The 20,789-nt window shown below is 36.7% G+C and carries 21 protein-coding genes; 8 read left to right on the plus strand and 13 right to left on the minus strand.

Annotated features, from left to right (window positions below; genetic code table 11):
* Positions 1–39: 39 nt before the first annotated feature.
* From SOLCA_RS20440 to SOLCA_RS20485, 10 genes are all read right to left on the minus strand, one after another.
* A complete protein-coding gene (locus SOLCA_RS20440) occupies positions 40–270 on the minus strand; it encodes a YtxH domain-containing protein (RefSeq protein ID WP_042481783.1) in 231 nt (76 codons plus the stop codon).
* Positions 271–346: 76 nt separating this feature from the next.
* Positions 347–1,372 (minus strand): AI-2E family transporter, encoded by a 1,026-nt coding sequence (locus tag SOLCA_RS20445; RefSeq protein ID WP_014682384.1) that lies wholly within the window; start codon positions 1,370–1,372, stop codon positions 347–349.
* Between the two features lie 94 nt (positions 1,373–1,466).
* A complete protein-coding gene (locus tag SOLCA_RS20450; RefSeq protein ID WP_014682385.1) occupies positions 1,467–2,735 on the minus strand; it encodes an OmpA family protein in 1,269 nt (422 codons plus the stop codon).
* A 131-nt stretch (positions 2,736–2,866) separates the two neighbouring features.
* A complete protein-coding gene (locus SOLCA_RS22585) occupies positions 2,867–5,530 on the minus strand; it encodes a PAS domain S-box protein (RefSeq protein WP_052308674.1) in 2,664 nt (887 codons plus the stop codon).
* Positions 5,531–5,658: 128 nt separating this feature from the next.
* Positions 5,659–7,101: a sigma-54-dependent transcriptional regulator gene (locus SOLCA_RS20460; protein WP_014682387.1), complete on the minus strand. Its 1,443-nt coding sequence runs from the start codon at positions 7,099–7,101 to the stop codon at positions 5,659–5,661.
* Positions 7,102–7,205: 104 nt separating this feature from the next.
* Complete coding sequence (locus SOLCA_RS20465; RefSeq protein WP_014682388.1) at positions 7,206–7,565, minus strand: response regulator; 360 nt, start codon at positions 7,563–7,565, stop codon at positions 7,206–7,208.
* A 178-nt stretch (positions 7,566–7,743) separates the two neighbouring features.
* Positions 7,744–8,523 (minus strand): AMP nucleosidase, encoded by a 780-nt coding sequence (locus tag SOLCA_RS20470; protein ID WP_014682389.1) that lies wholly within the window; start codon positions 8,521–8,523, stop codon positions 7,744–7,746.
* Positions 8,524–8,760: 237 nt separating this feature from the next.
* A complete protein-coding gene (locus SOLCA_RS20475) occupies positions 8,761–9,288 on the minus strand; it encodes a hypothetical protein (RefSeq protein ID WP_014682390.1) in 528 nt (175 codons plus the stop codon).
* A gap of 198 nt (positions 9,289–9,486) precedes the next feature.
* A complete protein-coding gene (locus SOLCA_RS20480; protein ID WP_014682391.1) occupies positions 9,487–10,263 on the minus strand; it encodes an enoyl-CoA hydratase/isomerase family protein in 777 nt (258 codons plus the stop codon).
* Positions 10,264–10,296: 33 nt separating this feature from the next.
* A complete protein-coding gene (locus tag SOLCA_RS20485; RefSeq protein WP_014682392.1) occupies positions 10,297–10,704 on the minus strand; it encodes a cobalamin B12-binding domain-containing protein in 408 nt (135 codons plus the stop codon).
* A gap of 161 nt (positions 10,705–10,865) precedes the next feature.
* On the opposite strand from SOLCA_RS20485, the gene SOLCA_RS20490 reads away from it, so the two are divergent.
* From SOLCA_RS20490 to SOLCA_RS20500, 3 genes are all read left to right on the plus strand, one after another.
* Positions 10,866–11,378, plus strand: a complete 513-nt coding sequence (locus tag SOLCA_RS20490; RefSeq protein ID WP_014682393.1) for a hypothetical protein — start codon at positions 10,866–10,868, stop codon at positions 11,376–11,378.
* 102 nt (positions 11,379–11,480) lie between these two features.
* A complete protein-coding gene (locus SOLCA_RS20495) occupies positions 11,481–13,154 on the plus strand; it encodes a glutamine--tRNA ligase/YqeY domain fusion protein (RefSeq protein ID WP_014682394.1) in 1,674 nt (557 codons plus the stop codon).
* A gap of 331 nt (positions 13,155–13,485) precedes the next feature.
* Positions 13,486–13,920: a hotdog fold thioesterase gene (locus SOLCA_RS20500; protein WP_014682396.1), complete on the plus strand. Its 435-nt coding sequence runs from the start codon at positions 13,486–13,488 to the stop codon at positions 13,918–13,920.
* Between the two features lie 78 nt (positions 13,921–13,998).
* Here the strand turns inward: SOLCA_RS20500 and SOLCA_RS20505 are convergent, their stop codons facing one another.
* Positions 13,999–14,370, minus strand: a complete 372-nt coding sequence (locus tag SOLCA_RS20505) for a DUF6249 domain-containing protein (RefSeq protein ID WP_014682397.1) — start codon at positions 14,368–14,370, stop codon at positions 13,999–14,001.
* Positions 14,371–14,679: 309 nt separating this feature from the next.
* Here SOLCA_RS20505 and SOLCA_RS20510 point away from each other — a divergent pair, with 309 nt between their 5' ends.
* The 3 genes from SOLCA_RS20510 (at position 14,680) to SOLCA_RS20520 (ending at position 16,260) form a co-directional block, all read left to right on the plus strand.
* On the plus strand, positions 14,680–15,261 hold the full coding sequence (locus tag SOLCA_RS20510; RefSeq protein WP_014682398.1) for an RNA polymerase sigma factor: 582 nt from the start codon (positions 14,680–14,682) through the stop codon (positions 15,259–15,261).
* Between the two features lie 91 nt (positions 15,262–15,352).
* Positions 15,353–15,868, plus strand: a complete 516-nt coding sequence (locus tag SOLCA_RS20515) for a hypothetical protein (protein ID WP_014682399.1) — start codon at positions 15,353–15,355, stop codon at positions 15,866–15,868.
* Positions 15,868–16,260: a hypothetical protein gene (locus SOLCA_RS20520; RefSeq protein WP_014682400.1), complete on the plus strand. Its 393-nt coding sequence runs from the start codon at positions 15,868–15,870 to the stop codon at positions 16,258–16,260. The genes SOLCA_RS20515 and SOLCA_RS20520 overlap by 1 nt, the downstream gene beginning before the upstream one ends.
* Before the next feature lie 61 nt (positions 16,261–16,321).
* On the opposite strand, the gene SOLCA_RS20525 is transcribed toward SOLCA_RS20520, so the two are convergent.
* Positions 16,322–16,912 carry a DUF2911 domain-containing protein gene (locus tag SOLCA_RS20525; RefSeq protein WP_014682401.1) on the minus strand — a complete coding sequence of 197 codons (591 nt, stop codon included), beginning with the start codon at positions 16,910–16,912 and terminating at the stop codon, positions 16,322–16,324.
* A gap of 58 nt (positions 16,913–16,970) precedes the next feature.
* Positions 16,971–19,331: a prolyl oligopeptidase family serine peptidase gene (locus SOLCA_RS20530; protein ID WP_014682402.1), complete on the minus strand. Its 2,361-nt coding sequence runs from the start codon at positions 19,329–19,331 to the stop codon at positions 16,971–16,973.
* Positions 19,332–19,623: 292 nt separating this feature from the next.
* On the opposite strand from SOLCA_RS20530, the gene SOLCA_RS20535 reads away from it, so the two are divergent.
* The gene (locus SOLCA_RS20535; RefSeq protein WP_042480295.1) at positions 19,624–20,169 is read left to right on the plus strand and encodes an OmpH family outer membrane protein; all 546 of its coding nucleotides are present in this window, start codon (positions 19,624–19,626) and stop codon (positions 20,167–20,169) included.
* Complete coding sequence (locus SOLCA_RS20540) at positions 20,169–20,786, plus strand: hypothetical protein (RefSeq protein ID WP_014682404.1); 618 nt, start codon at positions 20,169–20,171, stop codon at positions 20,784–20,786. Before SOLCA_RS20535 ends, SOLCA_RS20540 begins: the two co-directional genes overlap by 1 nt.
* The last annotated feature ends 3 nt before the right edge of the window (positions 20,787–20,789 follow it).

Raw genomic sequence — 20,789 nt, forward strand, 5'->3', positions numbered from 1 at the left:
AATTGAAGGGCAGTGCTCATGGCACCGCCCGTAAATTAGTTAAACGCCAAGCTCGTCTGAAGCTTGTTGCACTTTGTGAGAAAAGCGACTCTTAGCTGAGTCAATAGTGGTGTTGATTTTATCAAGGATATCATCACCTGTTTTTTTTAATGAATCACCCAGTTTTTCACGTAAATCTGAACCTTTTTCAGGTGCTAACAGAATCCCAAGGGTAGCTCCTACTGCTAAACCGGCAAAAAATGCCAGCATCGTTTTTGTGTTCTCATTCATAGCGATAAATTTATTTGTTATATTACTAATACGAATTTCTGTGCCAAAACATTGTTCGTACATTGATTTTTATTACTCAAATTGACTCTTCTTCCCTGATTATTTCGCGGTTTGTAGCATAAATATTTGCCAGGATAATAAAGCTAGAAATAAGTAATGGTCCATAGACCAAACCCAAGATACCGAATATTGGAATACCAATAATTACCCCTACAATTACTATAATAGGATGTGTATCGGCAAACTTTTTCGAAATAAAAAAGCGTAAAACATTATCAATATTGGTGATCAGTACAAACCCCCAGATTAGTATTCCAACTCCTGAAAACGTATCGCCGTTCGAAATTTGAATAATAGCGGCAGGTACAAAAATTAATGGAGCCCCTACCACCGGAAGAAATGACAAAAAGATGGTAATTGTTCCCCAAAATATTGCATCCTGAATATGAAAAATGTAAAAACCAATAGTTAATAAAGTTCCCTGTACAAAAGCGATAAAGCCTTGCCCCAAAACATTCGAATAAGTCATGTTTTCAATTTCTTTTCCAAATCTGATACTATTTGATTTGGAAAGAGGAGAGTATTTCATTAGTGCATTTTCAAAAACCCTATAGTTAGCAAACATAAAATAAAGCAAGAAGTACATAATAGAAACTTCCAATAAGACAGTACCTACACGACCCAAAACACTGGAAAAGACACTGACAGCTACAGTTTGAGCTTTAAGAAAGATATCATTTATAAGATGTGGCTGTTTTAATTTTTCGGCTGCAAACTTGTCGATATTTGCCAAAAGTTGTTTTATGTACTGAGTATCCTCACTAAAAGCTTGTATCTTATTCACAATCATAGTAATAGTGAAGAAGAAAGGAAGCACAATGATAAAAAAGGAAAGTATAATTATAAAGATGGACGACAATCCGGCACGCCAGCCTTTTTTCTCAACCAAATATTTATGCATTGGTCTAAAAATGGTATAAAAGATAACTGCCCCTAAAAGAGCTCCAATAATATCTAATGTAGCATAGAATAAAAAAATACCTAATGCCAGGAGTATTATTAAAATAATATTGTTTCGTTCTTTTAATGTATAAAGTGACATATTGGATTGGTTTTTCAGGTCAAGATAGCGATATTTTATCGCACAAAAAAAGGAGAAGCATTGCTTCTCCTTTTTATTTTAGTAAGTAGGTGTCTTATTGTAATTTAATCTCAACACGACGATTACATTGTTTACCTTCTGTAGTTTTGTTGCTGCATTTAGGTTTTTCAGAACCAAAACCACGAGATTTAATACGACTTGCTTCAACGCCATTGTTCTTAAGTGCCTGAGCTACTGCTGCAGCACGTTTCTGTGAAAGTGTTTTGTTCGTTTTTGCATTACCCACATTATCTGTATAACCATCAACGTAAAATTTATATTGAGGGTACTCTGCCATTTCGTTTGCTGCTTTTTCTAAAATTGATAATGATTCAGGGCGAATGGTCGCTTTGCCAGTATCAAATAAGATGTTTTTAAAGTCAGCATTCCATTGAGCTATTTTGTCTTCAACTTTAGGTTTAGAAACAGTTTTTGGGAATACAATAGTACGACCCGCACCGTCAACAACATTACCAGCTGGAGTGTTAGGCTCTTTGTCAAATACATCAGATACACCGTCACCGTCAGCATCTTTCTTAATGTTAGAAACATCACCTTCAGTAGCAGCTACACGAGATTTAAGAGTTTCAACTTCTTGGCGTAATTCGTTGTCTTTCAACTCATCATACATCAATGCATATGGGTTAACCCAATCTAAGTTTTTCTTAGATTTGCTGCCTAATGCAAAGTTCAAACCTGCATAACCGTATGACCACTTGTCGTTAGACGGACCAAACCAAGTTCTGTCTAAGTTGTCAGCATCTAAGAAATTCATGGTATAACCTAAATCTAAGTTAATACCTTCAGTTAATTTGAATTTCAAACCACCACCAACTGGGATAAACTGCTCAGTACGTTTGTTGCCATCTGGTTTATATCCAGTTAAACCGTAACCACCTTGTACATATAACGCAACTTTGCTATCACGTTTTAATAATAAGCTGGTTAAATCAATTTGAGCTTGTAATGAAGCGGCATAGTTGATCTTGGTAGAGAAATCATTAAATGCTGGTTTTCCCTGATTGTTTTCATCAGGATCATAGCTTCCGGAAACCTTGCCGCCTTGATAGTCAAGTTTTAGTCCGAAAGCAGGTGTGATTTGCTTCTGAATGTAGGCTCCATAACCAAAATTGTAATCCGGTTTGTTATAGTCATTATGACCGCCTAAGAAAACGAAAGGAGTAGCAACACCGGCATTAATTCCTAATTGCCATGTTCTGAATTGTTTGGCCCCACCAAACACTTTGGAGCCACCATCTTGCGCTATAGCAGGAGAAACTGCCGCAGCCGCAAAGAAGAGAGTTAAAAATTTAGATTTTTTCATTTAAACATTTGTTAATGTGGCAAATGTAAAATGAAAATATAACTCGCAAATAACGTACACAGTAGAATCTTTTACTTTTAAGCAATATGTTACTGTGTTGTAGTTATTTAAGTTTTATTGTAATAATACTGTTACGATATCTTGAATTTCACAGTAAATTTGGTGCCCTTCCCTAATTGACTTTCCACATCGATTGTGCCGGCATGTGTAAGGATAATATTTTGTGTACTGGTTAATCCTAAACCACTTCCATTTTGTTTTTCGGTATAGAAAGGCTCAAATAGTTTTCCGATATTTTCTTGTTTAATACCTACTCCGTTATCGGAAATCTCAATAATTGCATCATCGTTATTGCAGGTGGTTTTGATGATTAGCACTCCTTTTTGAGGAGCCATTGCTTCTATCGCATTAATAATGATATTTAACAAGGCAATTTTAATTTTTTCGGCATCTACAGCAATTTCACAATCAGGTGTCATGTACTCTTTGATCACCCTTATTTCATTAAGCTGAATACGGTCTATTGCTAATTCAAGTGTTTCATCAATGAGTTTATTTAGGGCACGGTCTTTTAGTTCAAGATACTCAGCGCGTGTACTATTCAATAATTGAGTAATAAGCACATTTATTCGTTTGCAATTTCGCTGAATAATGTCAAAGTAAAATTCATACGCATCGTCATCGGTACTTATTTCCAGTTTTAACTGCTCGAGGGCAAGATTAACATTGGTTAACGGATTTCTTACTTCATGAGCAATTGTGCGTGCAACCCGTTCAGTTGCATCTAATTTTTGAGATAATAAACGTGCTTGTTCGGTGCGCTTAAGATCCGTTATGTCATGTATAATCCCCTGGAAGAAAATGGATCTACCTTCGTTATCATATTGAGCAGATGCAGTGATTAATGCATAGATACGTTGACCGTCCGGTTTGGTGAGTATAACCTCCATATCGGAAACACTTCCACGTTGCGTGAGTTGTTGCTGAAAATCTAGCCAGTCAGTTTTCAGGTAAAAGAATGAACTAAGGTTTAATACTTTCAATTCTCCAAGGCTTTTACCTAATAGCCCTACCGCTGATTGATTAATGTCGATCACATCGCCATCACGGTTAATAATGAAAATAACATCACGCGACTGCTCAAATAAGCTACGGTATTTATGTTCACTCTTTAAAATTTTAGCCTGGTTAAGTTTTCGCTCAGTTATATCTTGCACTACACTTAAAACCTGTGTTGTGTTACCTTCCGTATCTGTTTTGAAAACTACCTGGCGAGAGTACAACCAACGCCATTCACCCGAACGATGTTTAAATCGATATTCATTTTCTACAACCTGGCCTTCTGCGATATTAAATAAACGTCCTGTATAATCTTCGAAACTTGAAAGATTATCTGGGTTGATTATTGAGCGTACAACATTTTCATCAGCATTGTAAAGATCTAGCTCATTAACACCTAATATTTGTGGAAGTTCTTTGTTGCAGTAAATAGGTTTGAGATTATTTATATCGATCACCATAATACCTGTAGGTGTATTATTGGCAATTTTCTCAATAAAGTTTTTACTTTCTTTCAGTTCAATCTCGTTTTCCTTAATTTCAGTTATATCGTCGAACACGATTACAAAACCATCACGATACTTAACCGCATTGATATAAAACCATCGTTTTAAGGTTGTTGAAAAATGCTGACTTTCAAAAAGTGAGTCGGTTTCTACAACTTTAATATATTCGGGGAAAAGTTCTGAATCATCGGGGCTGAAAAATATTTCTGTAAGTGTGCGTCCTCTTAATTCTCCTTCAAAGGGATATTTATATAGTTTACGAAGTAAATATTCAGCAACAGGATTAGTTACAATTGCTCTGAAATCAATCAGTTTTCCATCAATATTACGAATCGATTCAAATGCGATAATGCCATAGGTTGAACTGTTTAATACTCCGCTGATTAATTCTTCTGCTTTTTTTCGTTCCTCGGCTACCTGGTGTAAACTACTTACCATTTGCTTTTCGTTTCGGAGTGTTTCCAGGTAGTTTAGGCCTAACCCACAAAACGGAATAACATATGTTACTAGCTTCATGAAATGGGCTATCATAAAATGATTGTCAAACACCTGTGAACTAAAGGCCATATGTAATTGTGTAAATATGGCAGGGAACAAACTCAATATAAGAGTAAGAGAGAACTTGGAAGGATAGCGTTCATAAAACTTTGGAAATACAAACACTAATGCGATGAAGTAAAGTAATAAAGGAACTCCATCGGCTGGGTGCGTGTAAAACTTGCCGCTCATTGCTGAAACAGGCAAACGTTTCATATTTAAAAGTACATTAATGGTTAAAAATGTAAGCAGGATAAATATGAGGCTGATAAATGTTACAAAACGTGTATTTGAAGATTCATCGTTAGTTTTGCCTACACCACGCATTATTAAAAACATCCCTGTACCGATGATGAGAATAATAGCGTGATAACCACTACTTAATAACCATGTAAAGGACGAGATATCGACCAGTTCGGTAGTAATTGACATTAATTGTGTGGCCGACAATATATGGAACACATCAAATAGGCCAGCACAAAATAAAGCAACCCCAACAATAGGGGTTGTTATATCTCTTTTAATGCTATAATCAACAAAAGCTAATATTACAGTTAAAAAAGCAATGGCTATGGCCATGCTAACCAGTATTATGTGAATAAACCTACCTGCAAGTGCGCTGTATATCAGGTTCTGTTGGCTTTCGTAATTAAGAGTATCTAAACGTGCAATGTCCAGAATGCGATCATGCATCCCAAAATCAACGCCTAAAAGATTTAAAAAGCTAGGGAGAACGCAAAGTACAAGAGTTGACCAAATAAATTGTTTGGGTAACTCATAATTACCAAAAATCCTACTGAAACTATTTTTCACAAACTTTTTTAGTTAAGCTTCATTGCTTTCATTTTATTATAGAGCGTTTTTCGGTCTATATTTAAGATTGCTGCCGCTTTTGTTTTATTAAAATTAACTTCACGTAAAACCTTCATGATCGTGTCTAACTCGGCTTCTTGCGCTGCCGATTTTAAATCATTACGGTTATACGAAATTACACGTGTTGCCTCTTCAAAATGTGGTTCGCTAAAGCTTGAAGTAACCGACGCGTTTAACTCAAGTAATTCTAAAGGCAATGAACGGGTTTCTATTTCACGTCCGTCTTCAGTTAATAGAGCCGCTCTTCTTACCACATTTTTTAATTCACGGATATTTCCCGGCCAACTGTAACGGGTAAAATAACGAATAACATCCGGCGAGAATCCTAAAATATGTTTATTTAATTCATTACTGGTTTGTTTCAAGAAGTGCTCAGCAAAAAGCATTAAATCTCCATGACGTGTTCTTAGAGGAGGAATATGTATGCTAAATTCATTAAATCGGTGATAAAGATCTTCCCGGAATCGTCCTTTTTGAACTGCTTCCCATAAGTTCTCATTTGAAGCAACTAAAATGCGAACATCCAGATCGATTTCTTTATTACCCCCAATGCGTTTTACTTTTCGCTCCTGTATTACACGAAGTAAAGAAACCTGGATATCATAGGATAAGTTGGCTACTTCATCCAAAAAGAGCGTCCCACCATTTGCCATCTCAAAATGACCGATTTTTTGTCCCAAAGCTCCTGTGAAAGAACCTTTTTCATGCCCAAATAGTTCACTACCTGCTAATTCTTTTGATAATGATCCACAATCAAGCGGTATAAAAGGTTTATCTTTTCGTGGAGTATTCTGATGAATCATGTTTGCAACAGACTCTTTTCCGGTTCCACTTTCACCAAATAAAATAACACTATAATTTGTTGGTGCTACCAGGCTGATCTGACGATACAGTTCTCTGGCTGATTCACATTCGCCTAAAATGTAGTTTTTGGTCAATAAGTTTCCTTCAATCGCTTTGCCTGCTTTAGGTGTTTTGCGTGCGCCGTTTTCTTCGGCCACTGTTGCCACGGTTTCTTCTTTACGAACCTGAGCGGTTTCAAGTGCTTTATTAATCGTGTTTAAGATTTCATCTGGATATAATGGTTTTGAAATATAATCATAAGCTCCATTCTTAACCATTTCTACGGCAATTTTTACATCAGAATATCCTGTAATAATAATTACTACCGTTTGAGGATGAATTGCAAGTATTTTGTCAAGCATTTCACGTCCATCTGTATCTTCAAGGCGGTAATCGCATAGAACCAAATCATACTTGTTGATGTTTAGCAAGTCCATAGCTTTAGCCCCACTGGTTGCCGTTTCAACATTAAAGCCGTGTTTGGTTAAAAAACGAGTCAATAATAAACCAATGTTTACCTCGTCGTCGATGATAAGAATATTTTTCATGCCTTTTTCGATATTATTTGTCACAAATCTGGTTGCAGCATGTGAAAATCTTTATACAGCTAAATTGGGTATTTTTTTCCACACTTTTAAGCTTGTTGTAAAAATCAATGCACAATACTGTTAACAATTGAGTTTATTTCATTTATTGTAAATGGTTTCCCTATAAAATAACTTGCTCCGTTTGCTAAAGCCTTTTCTTTTGCATCAAGAGCGCTAATACTAATAATTGTACTTTGTGGATGAGATGATTTTATAGCAGGTAATGCATCTAAACCTGAACCATCCGGTAGGTTTATATCTAAGAAAATTATAGTAGGACTATCAGAAGTCAAGGTTGTTAGTCCATCACTTAAAGTATGTACATAGCGGACCTCGTAGCCATTTTTTACCAGTACAAACTCAAGTAACCGACAAATATCCTGCTCATCATCTACTATAAGTATCTTTTGTCTCAACTTATCCATTAACCTTAGTTAATGCAAAGCTTAAACCAAAAAATAAATGTTGTAAGGAATACAATATTTAAGGAAGTTGTTCTATTGATTAGGGTATAGATGATTGACGATGATTGACGATGATTAACTAAAGAAAGAGGTTGGTGTTGGTCCATGGAAGAATTTACAATTCCATAGACCTATGGCATCAATAATCTTCAAATCGGAGATGCTTGATCGTATTCCCTTTATTGATCAGCTGATACAGAGAGTCAATCCCTATTCGTAAATGTTGTTCTACAAAAGCTTCTGTTACCTTTTTGTCACTTTCGGCGGTTTTTACTCCAGTTGCAATCATCGGTTGGTCTGAAACTAAAAGTAGCGCTCCAATTGGTATTTGATTAGAAAATCCGGCAGAAAACAATGTGGCGGTTTCCATGTCGATGGCCATACTCCTTATCAAACGCAAGTAGTCTTTAAACTCATCATCATGTTCCCACACTCTCCTGTTTGTGGTGTAAACAGTTCCGGTCCAGTAATCACGATTATGCTCCCTTATGGTTGTCGACACCGCTTTCTGCAAGGCAAAAGCCGGTAAAGCAGGAACTTCTGCAGGAAAATAATCGTTTGATGTTCCTTCTCCTCTTATTGCTGCAATTGGCAATACCAGATCCCCTAATTCATTTTTCTTTTTTAATCCGCCACATTTACCTAAAAACAAAGAAGCTTTTGGCTTAATGGCAGAGAGCAAATCCATAATAAGGGCAGCATTAGGGCTTCCCATACCGAAGTTAATAATAGTAATATCCCTTGAAGTGGCATTTAACATCGGTTTGTCCTGACCTCTTAACTCAACACCTTCCCATTCAGCAAAGAGTCGTACATAATTATTGAAGTTTGTAAGGAGGATATATTCACCAAAGTCTTTCAGTTCGGTACCTGTGTAGCGTGGTAGCCAATTGGCCACGATTTCATCTTTATTTTTCATACTTTATTGATTGATTTCATCTTGTTTGCAAAAGCAACCTTTGCCTTGCAGTCAATCTTATTACTGACTATTAAAGTCACAAGATAGGAAAAAAACAACAGAGCAAGATGGTGAAAAGGCCCTTAAAGCCTATTTGTTGGATTTTAAAGAAGGTAGTGTTCTAATATTTAGATAGATAAAAAAATCCCGTCCCGGCTAACCGAGACGGGATAATAAATATCCTAATTGATCGGGTTATTAGAAACCGAAAGAATACGCGAAACGTAGTCCGAAGAATGACATACTTCCACCCTCAACTGAATGACCTTCGTAGCGTGCAGATACATCTACAAATTTGTTGTCAGCAACAGGGAATGAATAACCGATGCCTGGAGCATAAACAAAAGCAGTTGAAGCACCTTCGCCAGTTCCGAAAGCAGCACCTAATTCACCAATACCGTAGAAGTTACTTCCGAAGTAATATTTACCACCAACTTTTACAGGAACAAAACCATAGCCATCCAAAATATCCTTAAATTCTGATTTTGGTTGGAATGATGAATAACCAGCAGTACCGGTTACAGAGAATTTTTCAGAGATAGGGAATTCAGCTTGAAGAGATCCTCCTAAAACAACTGAATAAACATCCTTAGCATCACCAATAGGGAAACCTGATTCAAATGCAATGTTTAATAATTTTTTGCCAGCTGGAGCTTGAGCGTTTACGTTTTTAGAAGCTGTTAATGCAATAAATAATACTGCAGCTAATACGAAAATACGTTTCATAAGACTGTTTTTGTTTTAGTTTTTACTTTTTTACAGATAAAATGCTCTGTGAAGAGCTTTATTTAAATAGACGTGTAGAAATGAGATAAGCCAACCGGTATGATCAGCCTAACAATTCACATGATAAAAGAATTGCTAAACTGCGCCATCCATTTCTAAATGCAGGGCGAATTTAGCAATTCAACTTATATCTAATGTTTATTTTCCTGTAAAATTAGCTTTACGTTTTTCTAAAAAGGATTGGGTTCCCTCTTTAAAGTCTTCAGTTCCAAATAGTTTTCCAAATGCTTCAATTTCAGCTTTAAAGCCGTTTTTATCTTTATGATAGAAATCATTGATTACTGAAATGGCTGCTCCAATAGCTAATGGCGCTCTACTTAACATTTTTGTTAGCAACTCCTCACATTTGGCTATCAATTCATCCTGGGTAGTCACGTGATTTACCAACCCCAATGTTTTAGCTTCATCAGCAGTGATCATATCAGCGGTTAAAATCATTTCTAATGCTTTAGCTTTCCCCACTAGTTGTGTTAAACGTTGAGTTCCTCCATAACCAGGGATTAAGCCTAAGGTAACTTCCGGCAACCCTAATTTTGCATTATCACTAGCAATACGCAAATGACAAGCCATTGCCAATTCTAATCCTCCGCCAAGTGCAAAGCCATTAATTGCGGCAATGACTGGTTTAGGCGAATTTTCAATTAAATCAAATACTGATTCATGGCCATTTGCAGCTAATTGTTGGCCCTGTTCAATTGAAAAACTTGAAAATTCAGAAATATCCGCTCCGGCAACAAATGCTTTTGGCCCGTCTCCGGTAATTATCGCACCACCGACAGACTCGTCAGTGTAAAGACTTTTAACTATGCTGCTTAAGTCGGCAAGTGTTTCTTTATTTAGGGCGTTTAATTTCGTTGCACGGTCAATTGTAATGTATAAGATGCGGTTTTTTACCTCTGTTTTAATCGTATTCATCGGATTTAGTATAAAAGTGTAAATGACAAGGAATTAAAAGCTACGATGCGTTTTAGTCCAGTCAGTTATGTAATTAACAATTTCAGATGTGGTAGTTCCCGGCGGAAATAACGTGCCTACACCCATCTCATGCAATTGTCTCATATCCTCTTCCGGTATAATTCCTCCCCCTGTCAGCAACACATCATCCAACTGTTTTTCTTTCATCAGCTTCATGATCTTAGGAAACACGGTCATGTGTGCACCCGATAAAATACTGATGCCAATGGCGTCGACATCTTCTTGTAGGGCAGTATTAACAATCATTTCGGGAGTTTGGCGCAGGCCGGTATAGATAACCTCCATTCCGGCGTCGCGAAGGGATGTTGCAATTATTTTGGCGCCACGATCATGGCCATCTAGGCCGCACTTGGCTACTAATACACGTATTGGTCTATTCATTTTGATTGGTGGTCAGCGCTAAGCTTGGCTTGAGCAATGGTTACAAATGTAATTTTTTACAGGAAGATTGTGAAATTGAATAATATGAGCCTCAAAGTGCAAAATTATAAAGTCATGTTTTATAGATTTGGCGTTTTATTTAAGCTTATAACTGAAGCCTTATGGAGCGAAAAAATCAAAATGGGAAACAATATTTAAGGAGTATTTCAATTATTTTTTATGCTATTATGAGCGGTATGACCTTGTTCATGATAGCTGTACTTTTTATAACTACGACTCCGGAACAAATGGAGCGATTAGAAAATCCGCCAGTTTATTATGCTATCATTGGTGTTTTGTTTTTAATAGCGGTTTTCATCAAACTTTTTTGGAAACCTCGTCGTCTTGAAACCATTAAAAACATGGAATCAATAAAAGAAAAGCTGAACAACTACAGAAGTCTGTTGATTGTTCAATGGGCAATAGCAGAATTTATTTCTTTATTTTCATCTATGTTTTATTTACTCACTCATCAGTTATTTTTTATTGGTGTGACTATAGGTGTTATTGCGTCCTATTTGCTGCTTCGTCCGTCAAAAGACAGGTTAATTAATGAATTAACGCTAAGTGATGCAGAGGTATTTTTACTTGAAGATCAGGAAGCTGTTGTTGCTGATGTAAAAAACACTAGGTAATTTTGGTGTTTTACCTGATTATTAACTGATTTTCTGCTCCTCTCACAAAAAAATCAGGTGGGAACTGGCTATATTTGCATTTTATTTTTTTGAAGATACTATATGAGTGAAGAACGATCGCTTAATTTTTTAGAAGAGATTATTGAAAAGGATATTACCGACGGTAAACATGACGGACGTGTTTTAACACGTTTCCCTCCTGAACCTAATGGTTATTTACATATTGGTCATGCTAAATCTATCTGTCTGAATTTTAGCCTGGCAAAAAAGTATAAGGGTAAGACCAATCTTCGTTTTGATGATACTAATCCTGTAACAGAAGATACCGAATACGTTGAAAGTATAAAAAAAGATATTCAATGGTTGGGTTTCGAATGGGCAGAAGAGTTATACACTTCCGATTACTTTGATAAATTATATGATTTTGCAGTAGCACTAATCAAAAAAGGATTGGCTTATGTTGATGATTCAACATCGGAAGAAATTGCAGCGCAAAAAGGTAACCCAACTGAGCCCGGAACGCCTAGTCCTTATCGCGACAGATCTGTAGAAGAAAACCTTCGTTTGTTTGAAGAAATGAAAGAAGGGAAATATAAGGATGGAGAGAAAGTGTTGAGGGCTAAAGTTGATTTGGCATCTCCTAATATGCACATGCGCGATCCAATCATCTATCGTATTAAGCATGCTCACCACCATCGCACAGGTGATAAATGGTGTATTTATCCGATGTATGACTTTGCACATGGACAAAGTGATTCAATTGAAGAGATTACTCATTCAATTTGTACACTTGAGTTTATTCCGCACCGTCCGTTGTACGATTGGTTTATTGAAAATCTTTCGATTTTTCCATCAAAACAATATGAATTCTCCCGCTTAAACATGACTTATACAGTTATGAGCAAGCGTAAGTTGTTGCAATTGGTAAACGAAGGCTATGTAACCAGTTGGGATGATCCGCGTATGCCTACGATTAGTGGCTTGCGTCGTCGTGGTTATACCTCTGCGTCAATTCGCGAGTTTTGTGATCGAATTGGTATCCAAAAACGTGAGAATATAATCGATGTAAGTTTATTGGAGTTTTGTATACGAGAAGATCTGAATAAAACCTCATGGCGTCGTATGGCTGTTCTTGATCCGATTAAGATGGTGATTACGAATTATCCGGAGGGTCAGGTGGAGGTGCTTGAAGGAGAAAACAATCCGGAAGTTGAAGGAGGAGAAGGTTCTCGTGAATTGCCTTTCAGTCGTGAACTTTGGATTGAACGTGAAGATTTTATGGAAAATCCTCCGAAAAAATTCTTCCGCTTGGGTCCAGGGCTTTCAACTCGTTTAAAACATGCCTACATCGTAACCTGCACTGATTTTGTAAAGGATGCAGAGGGTAATGTAACAGAAATTCATTGTACTTATGCTCCAGATTCCAAATCGGGCAATGATACAAGTGGTATTAACGTTAAAGGCACCATCCACTGGGTAAGTGTTCCACATGCGAAAACGGCGGAAGTACGTTTGTATGAACGCTTATTTAAAGTAGAGAATCCAGCTAACGAAGAAGGTGATTTTAAAGATTACATTAATCCTGAAAGTTTACAGGTGATTAAAGAAGCTTATATTGAGCCTGCTTTAGCCAATGACTTTAATCCTGAGCACAGATTCCAGTTCATTCGAAAAGGATATTTTGTTATGGATGTAGATTCAACTCCTGAGCATTTAGTATTTAACCGTACTGTTACCCTGAAAGATTCATGGACAAAAGAGGTTAAAAAAGCATAATTTAAAAACGGCGCTAATAGTTTCATTAGCGCCGTTCTTTTTAATAGTAATGTTCCGTCCTGAAATAAGTTAGTTGATGTATCGAATCGTTTCTGCTACACATACTATTTTCTAAGATATTTTTTCAGACCCGCCATTTTACCGTTTCCCAAGGTTTTTATGTTGATCATTAACGAAGGCCGCAATGCCTATTGGTGCCTACTATCCTAAAATTATCTTTTTTATGCGTCAAGGTTTTATTCTCCAAGGATGCGTAACTAATAATCCATTGATGAAAAAGTTCAATAAGAACCTTAATAAGTTCTATTTTTAGGCACCAAAAAATAAATTTATGATCTGGACTAAATCATTCACGCTAGAAGAAATAAATAATCGATATAATCATTCCAAGCATCTTGGGGCATTACTGGATATTAATTTTACAGAGATAGGAGAAGATTTTATTAAAGGAACAATGCCTGTTAATGAACGAACTCATCAGCCATATGGAATTTTGCATGGAGGAGCTTCTGTTGTATTAGCAGAAACATTAGGGAGTGTGGCATCAAATCTTTGTATTAATTCAGACAAGTTTACAGCTGTAGGATTGGAAATTAATGCCAATCACCTTAGAGCAGTTAGAAGTGGATTAGTAACCGGTATTTGCAGTCCGATAAAACTAGGGCCGACACTTCATGTGTGGGAGATTAAGATGTTTAATGATGCAGGAAAGATGAATTGTATAAGTCGCTTAACAACTATGGTTGTTCCTTTAGGGAAAGTATAGTTTTAATAGAAAAAATAAAGGCCTAAGCTCGACTAAAAGCTTAGGCCTTATTTATGTTTTGTAGGTGTAATAACCAGGTTATAGGTTTATTGATTGATGTTCGTATTTTTTTTCTTCTTCAATCTCTTTTTTTGTTCTGTTGTGTGAGGCCATTAAACCTAAACCTCCGCAGATAAAGATCATTCCGAAATATACCGCTACCTGATTATCCTCGTCCATTCCAACAAAAATATATTCCGTAAATATTAAGGCTAATATCAATCCGGTTCCAACACCTATAAATAATAGACCCCATTTTAAAGCGCCTGACGGGCTTGTTTTTTTACGAATCCCCGGATCTATTCCGCGTTCGATCATTGCCATTCTTTCTTTATTCTCAAGGTATCTTAAGCCGAATACCATTAAAAATGCACCAAGTGAAATTAAAATTGGAACTAATATGCCTTCCATGACTTTTATTTTTTATTCGTTAAACAATCGTTAGTTAATTAAATAATCGTGTTGCAAGCGATCTGTTAACTATGACTACGACTTCTTCGAACAGGTTACACCTAAGTCGAATTTTTTTTGAATGCCTCAATATACAAGTATTGATGAAAATCAATCACCTCTAAATTAAATTTTATTTTAAATAATTGTGTATTGTTAAAATATATTAACTTTCAGTATTAAATCAATACTACTTATAGTGTTAAACTACCCACTTTTTTAGTGTAAATTAGTGTAACCTTGTCAATTTAAACAGCGTCATAGTTTAAAATGCTGAAACAATTATCGAATATAGAGTTAATCGACCTGGCCTTAAATGGCAATCAGGGTGCTTATGTTGATTTGTTAAACAGGCATCAGCGTTATGCATTTACCCTGGCTTTGCGTTTTACCAAGAGCCGTGAAGATGCTGAAGAAATTGCACAAGATAGTTTTCTTAAAGCGTTCAGATCATTAGCTTCATTTCAGCGTACTTCAAAGTTTACTACATGGCTGTATTCTATTGTATATACAACTGCAATGAGTAAATTAAGAAAGGGTAAACTTGAAACTGATTCTCTTGACGACGAAGAACATCCGATCGTTGTTGGTGATTTTGCATCGGAGGAGAGCAGCAGTTTGATTGAAAATAAAATAAGGAGTGAATACTTAAAACAAGCAATTGAAAAGTTATTGCCGGATGATGGTGTAATTATTACTCTGTTTTACTTGCATGAACAATCACTTGAAGAAATTGCTGCCGTGGTAGGATTGCCGGCTAATACGGTTAAAGTGAAGCTGCATAGGGCCCGCCAACGATTAAAAGTTCAGTTGGAGCTCTTATTAAAACACGAAGTAAATGAATTGCTATAAGGCAACATTATAAATAAAGCGAGTGCTCTTTACAACAAACACAGTATCTTTGAGTTTTATAGTAAGGAGATAAGATAGGAAAGGATTTATTATGAATCAGATTACGGAAGAACAACTATGGGACCTTGCCGATGGTTTAATTGAAGAACCTCTTGCAAGTGAATTGATGCAAGTTATTGCATTGAATCCTGGGTTGAAGCAAAAGTATGACGAGATAAAAGCAATTAACAGCTCTCTTGCTTCAATGCAGCTTGATACCCCTTCTGCAAACTTTACAGCCAATGTAATGGCTCAGTTTCGCACAGAAATGGGGAAGCCTGAAGCGTTAAAAACGCTGGTAAATCGTAAAATAATCTACGGTATAGCTGCTGTTTTTTCTGCAATTATCATTGGATTGTTATTCTTCACTATTTGGAATGCTCCGGCAGAACCTTCAGCTCAATTCATGGCCACCTCTAATCAGGTGCAACAGGCAGTTGATTCTCAAGTTGATTCATTATTGAATAATAAAGTTTTTTGGCGTAGCTTTTTAATGATCGATGCTGTTTTATTACTTATTTTTGCGGATAAATTGTTGAGCCGTAGAAGTTTGAAAAATATAGCATAATGAAATTTGTAAATAGGTGGCTATTAGGAATATCGGTATTGGCATTGATTGTAGCAGGATGTGTGGATTCAGGCAATGAAGATATTCGTTATAAACAAATAGCTCGTTCTTGGGTAGAAATTAAAGCAATTAAAGACGGACAAACAACCCAATTGCCAGGCAGAATGCATGTTTTTTTGGATAACATGCGATATTATCGGGTTTGTGCTGTAAATGAGGTGAATTGTGTTTCGGCAAGTGACGGGGAGTGGGCATTGTTAAATGATAGCACCTTGCAAACAAGGTTTAATACAGAAATACATATTTATACCATCAAGAAGTTGAGTGAAATAGATTTTTGGGTGGAAGACAGAGGTGAACGAGGAACAGTAATACAGATGAAATCAAGATAATTGATTGATACAGATAAAATAAAAACGTCTGCCTTGGTTAGTAAGGCAGACGTTTTTTGTTTTATAAAGAGTTTTTACTTTTTAGCACTTTGAAAGGAACTTCAACGTAGCTGGTGTCCCATCCCATAATCATCCTGATATTTTTATTTGTATCATCTTTAAACAAGATGGTAAATGCTTCAATTGGATTAATAGGCGTTTTAACAGGAACGTCAAATCTTAATACATCTTTGGCTTTGTCGTAAAAGTAAGCCCCCCATTTATCGGTAACACTATTAAGGATGATCGTCCATTTTTCTTTGTTAGGAATTGTAAACAATGAATAGGATCCGGCTTTAATTGTTTTGTCACCTACCTGTACATCCTGATAAAACTTAATCTCTGTACACTCATTTGCACCGGTTCTCCAAACTTTACCATAATCTTCTAGTTTGCCGAAAATTTCACGGCCGTTTTTTTGAGGGCGAGAGTATACTACACGGATGTTTGGAGTTTTATCTTCGTTTCTGTCAAAAGCTGCGCGACTCGGGTAGTAAACAATATCGGCCGGACTTTTGTCGATTGGAATTACTTGCATGCTGTCTTTTGACTGTGCAAGAGCGCTTGTCGCTAAGGCAATAAAGGTGATTATTGCAACACTTACTTTCTTCATCGATTAAAATAGATTCTTAGTTTTATAGTAGTAATGACTAATGAACGTACAACAATTATTAATGTTTTAGTTGCTGTTCAAATAATTTAAAAATTCGTTTATATTCATCTGTCCAGCTGCTGGGTTCAACAAAAGCGTGATCTTCCATTGGATATACGGCTAATTCCCAGTTGTCCTTTTTCAGTTCGATCAATCGCTGCGAAAGCTGAATAATATCCTGGAAGTGTACGTTTACATCCACCATTCCATGGCACATCAACAAATGACCTTTTAATCCGTTTGCAAAGTAAATCGGAGAACTCCGCTTATAAGCAATGCTATCATATGCCGGTTCATTCAGGATGTTTGCCGTATAACCGTGGTTATAATTAGCCCAGTCAGTAACTGAACGTAAAGCTGCTCCTGCTTTGAAAACCTCAGGCTGCGTAAACAGGGCCATCAGTGTCATAAAACCACCATATGAACCACCGTATATCCCAATAGCTTTAGGATTTACACCATATTTCTCTACCAAAAGCTTGGCCCCATCTACCTGATCATTAAGATCAGCCCCGCCCATATGACGATAAATGTTAGTACGACAATTACGACCATAACCAGAACTTCCCTGGTAATCTATGTCTAAAACTGTATAACCTTTATCAGCTAATAGGTTATGGAACATATATTCGCGAAAATACTGGCTCCACCAGTAATGAGCATTTTGTAAATAACCAGCACCGTGAACAAAAATTACGGCAGGCTTGTTGGGGTTAGCATTTAAAGGTTTGTACAAACGAGCAAAAACTTCATTGCCTGATCTGTTTTTAAAGCTGATAACCTCCGGAGTGCGCCATTGATACGATTTAAACTCCTCGGAAACAGAATTGGTGATTTGCTGAGGCGTAGCACCGGATTTATTTTCCTGCAAATATAATTCCCAAGGTTTATTGATAAAAGAAAATCTGATAGCCAACCATTTTTCATCCGGAGAAAGTGTTACCTCGTTAGCCCCCTTCATTGTTGTAAGCTTTTCAGGTGCTCCTCCTGACACTGGTAATCGGTAAAAATCTTTTACTCCCGGATGTTCCATGTTGGCAGTAAAGTAGAAGGTCTTTTTATTAGTCGATAGCTTAACTGTTTGTACTTCCCAGTTTCCCTGTGTCAATTGTTGCTTCTTACCTGAAACAATATTGAACGTGTATAGATGGGAAAATCCTGTTGCTTCACTTTGAAAGAACACCGTTTCATTGTCAATCCATCCAATATTGTTCTTAGCATCCCAACTGTCAATTCCCGGGCCTCCAATCCATGCATTATCCCGCTGACGATCTATCAGTTTTAATTTCCCTTCTTTAGCCTCCAAACTCAAGATCCAACGGTCTTTATTGTCGATAGAATAGGCTGTCACGAAGGCATTTTTACCATCCTCGCTCCAATAAGGTCCGTAGAAAGTAACTTCTCGTGCTTCCTTACTTTTTTCACGAGCTTTTTTTTCTGCCGGATAATCTTTTAAATAATCTGGCAAATCATAAATACCAGGAAGTTGTAATGAAGAAACGGAGTATACAGAATCACATTTTTTATCAAAAATGAAAAACTCTGAGGTAGACTGCGTACCTCCAACTTTAGAACGTGTATGAATATCTTCCGTGTACCCTGATTCTGTTACGTAATTTGGGACAATTGTATTTTTTCCATCTTCATCATTGACCAAATTGAACGTAATGTACTGTTCATCGGGACTAATGACTAAATTATCGACAGTTCTTCCTTCCAGGTAGATTTCCTTTAGACGTTTCGGCTGATCAGCCTTGCGAGCTTTGGTTGTTGCATCACGCATTTCCTTACGTTGCTGTAAAACCATAAACGCCGATAGCTTATCATCTTTTAACCATTGATCCTGATCATTCAATTTAGAATCACGAATTTTTGATCCTCTTAAAAAACTTGTAAGCTGAATTAGTTCTCCATTATTAATGGAAATGCTAAACAAGTCGTTCCCTTTTCTGAAAACAACCTTTTGTTCATCTTCTGAAAATGAAGGGAATGCCTCAATATCAGTTGTATTGGTCAACTGGCGAGTAATGCCTGTTTTCAGATCAGTAAGAAACAGATCTCCATATTTCTCAAATACCTTTAGTGTTCGGCTTTTATTGATAGTACTAAGTTTTACCAATGCCCGGCGAGCCGTTGAATTAACCTTTTCTGTTTGAGTGCCGCCTACTGTAACTGCATACAATGAATCGGCTTTGTTTTTATCCGGGTTCCAGTTAAAATAAACCGTTTTACTGTCATCACTCCAGCTGATATTAGAAGGTGAAACCCCAATCCATTTAGGATCGCGCATAATTTTCTCAACGCTTAGAGAATCCAGTTTCTGGGCTGATGAAATAAAAGGAATTAAAAAGAACGAAGCGGATAAGTATATTTTCTTCATGTATCGCAAGGATTTGGCCGCAATATACTAAGAGGTTCGTTTCTGTCGAATTTTCAACATGATTGATACAGAAAGATGGATGCTCGATGATACGCAAATTAGGTGGTCGTATGTTTTTTTGGAATATTGATTTAATATAAAATTGTTCAATATGCTTATTGGTGAGGTAATGGTTTAACCCTGCCTCAAGAAATAAGTAAACTATTTAAATACTTATATGATTTTTAGGGATAGTAGGTATTATTATCATGTTATAGCTTTGCACGGAATCTACTTAATAGACCTTTATTATATGAAAAAAAACCTTCAAGCTATTTTCAATGGAATTTCAGTATGTCTTTTTCTAATTCTTTTTTACTTCTTTTTTTTCCATAACGAAAAAATTGCCTACGTAGATTCAGCCAAATTGTTGAATGGCTATAAAGCTATGACGGATGCGCGGGGTGAATACGAAAAGAAAGCAACTACGTGGAAAGCCAACGTGGACACCTTGATGGTGGACGTGCAAAACCAGATCAAAAAGTACGAACGTGCTGCAGGTTCAATGAGTGCCAGTGAAAAGCAAATGGCCCAGGAGCTGATCCGTACCAAACAAAAACAGTTAAACGATTATCAGCAGGCCTTGCAACAAACTGCGGGAGAAGAAAATACACGTTTAACTCAAAAAGTAATCTCTCAAGTTAATTCATTTTTAGAACGTTACGGTAAAAAACACAATTACAAAATTATATTAGTGGCCAACCAAACCGGAAACATTGCCTATGCAAGTGAAGGTATGGATATCACGGAAAAAGTGGTGGAAGAGCTAAATAACGAATACTCAAAACCAACCAAGTAATGCGAAAGAGATGCTACCTAATCGGCCTTTCGATACTTCTGTTTTTTAGTTGCACCCGACATCCATTTGATGAACAACAATTACAAGCTTATGTAAGTGATGCAGATAATGGCTTGATCAAAGAACAACAAGTCAAAGGCCTGGATGTAAAGGTGATGTTCCGGCCAGCTGGTTTATTAATAGCCCAGGAATTAAATGGGCAACCAGCCAGTGAAGCATTAATTGATTCCTTAAAACGCAAATACAGCAATCACTATTACTTTATCCTGAACCTCTCAAAAAATGACAAGGAAGTGCTGCACAGCCAGGGAAACTTTAGTGACTATAGTGCCTTGCTTCAAACGCTGTCCTTCAGCATGGGACAATATATAAGCCTGACCACTTCTTCAAGAGATACCCTGGAGATGGTGGATTACACCTTTGACCGGACATACGGAATGAGCGGAGGTAACGCATTAATGTTTGCCTTTTCCAAGGAAAAGTTAAAAGAATCGAAAGAAGTGAGTTTTAACTTGGATGAGTTCGGAATAGGGACAGGATTGCTTCATTTTGAATTTAAACGAAAGGACCTGAACGCAGTTCCTGAATTAGCAACAGCGCAATATTTAAAAAGATAACAT

This window comes from Solitalea canadensis DSM 3403 (genome assembly GCF_000242635.2).
Taxonomy (GTDB): Bacteria; Bacteroidota; Bacteroidia; order Sphingobacteriales; family Sphingobacteriaceae; genus Solitalea; species Solitalea canadensis.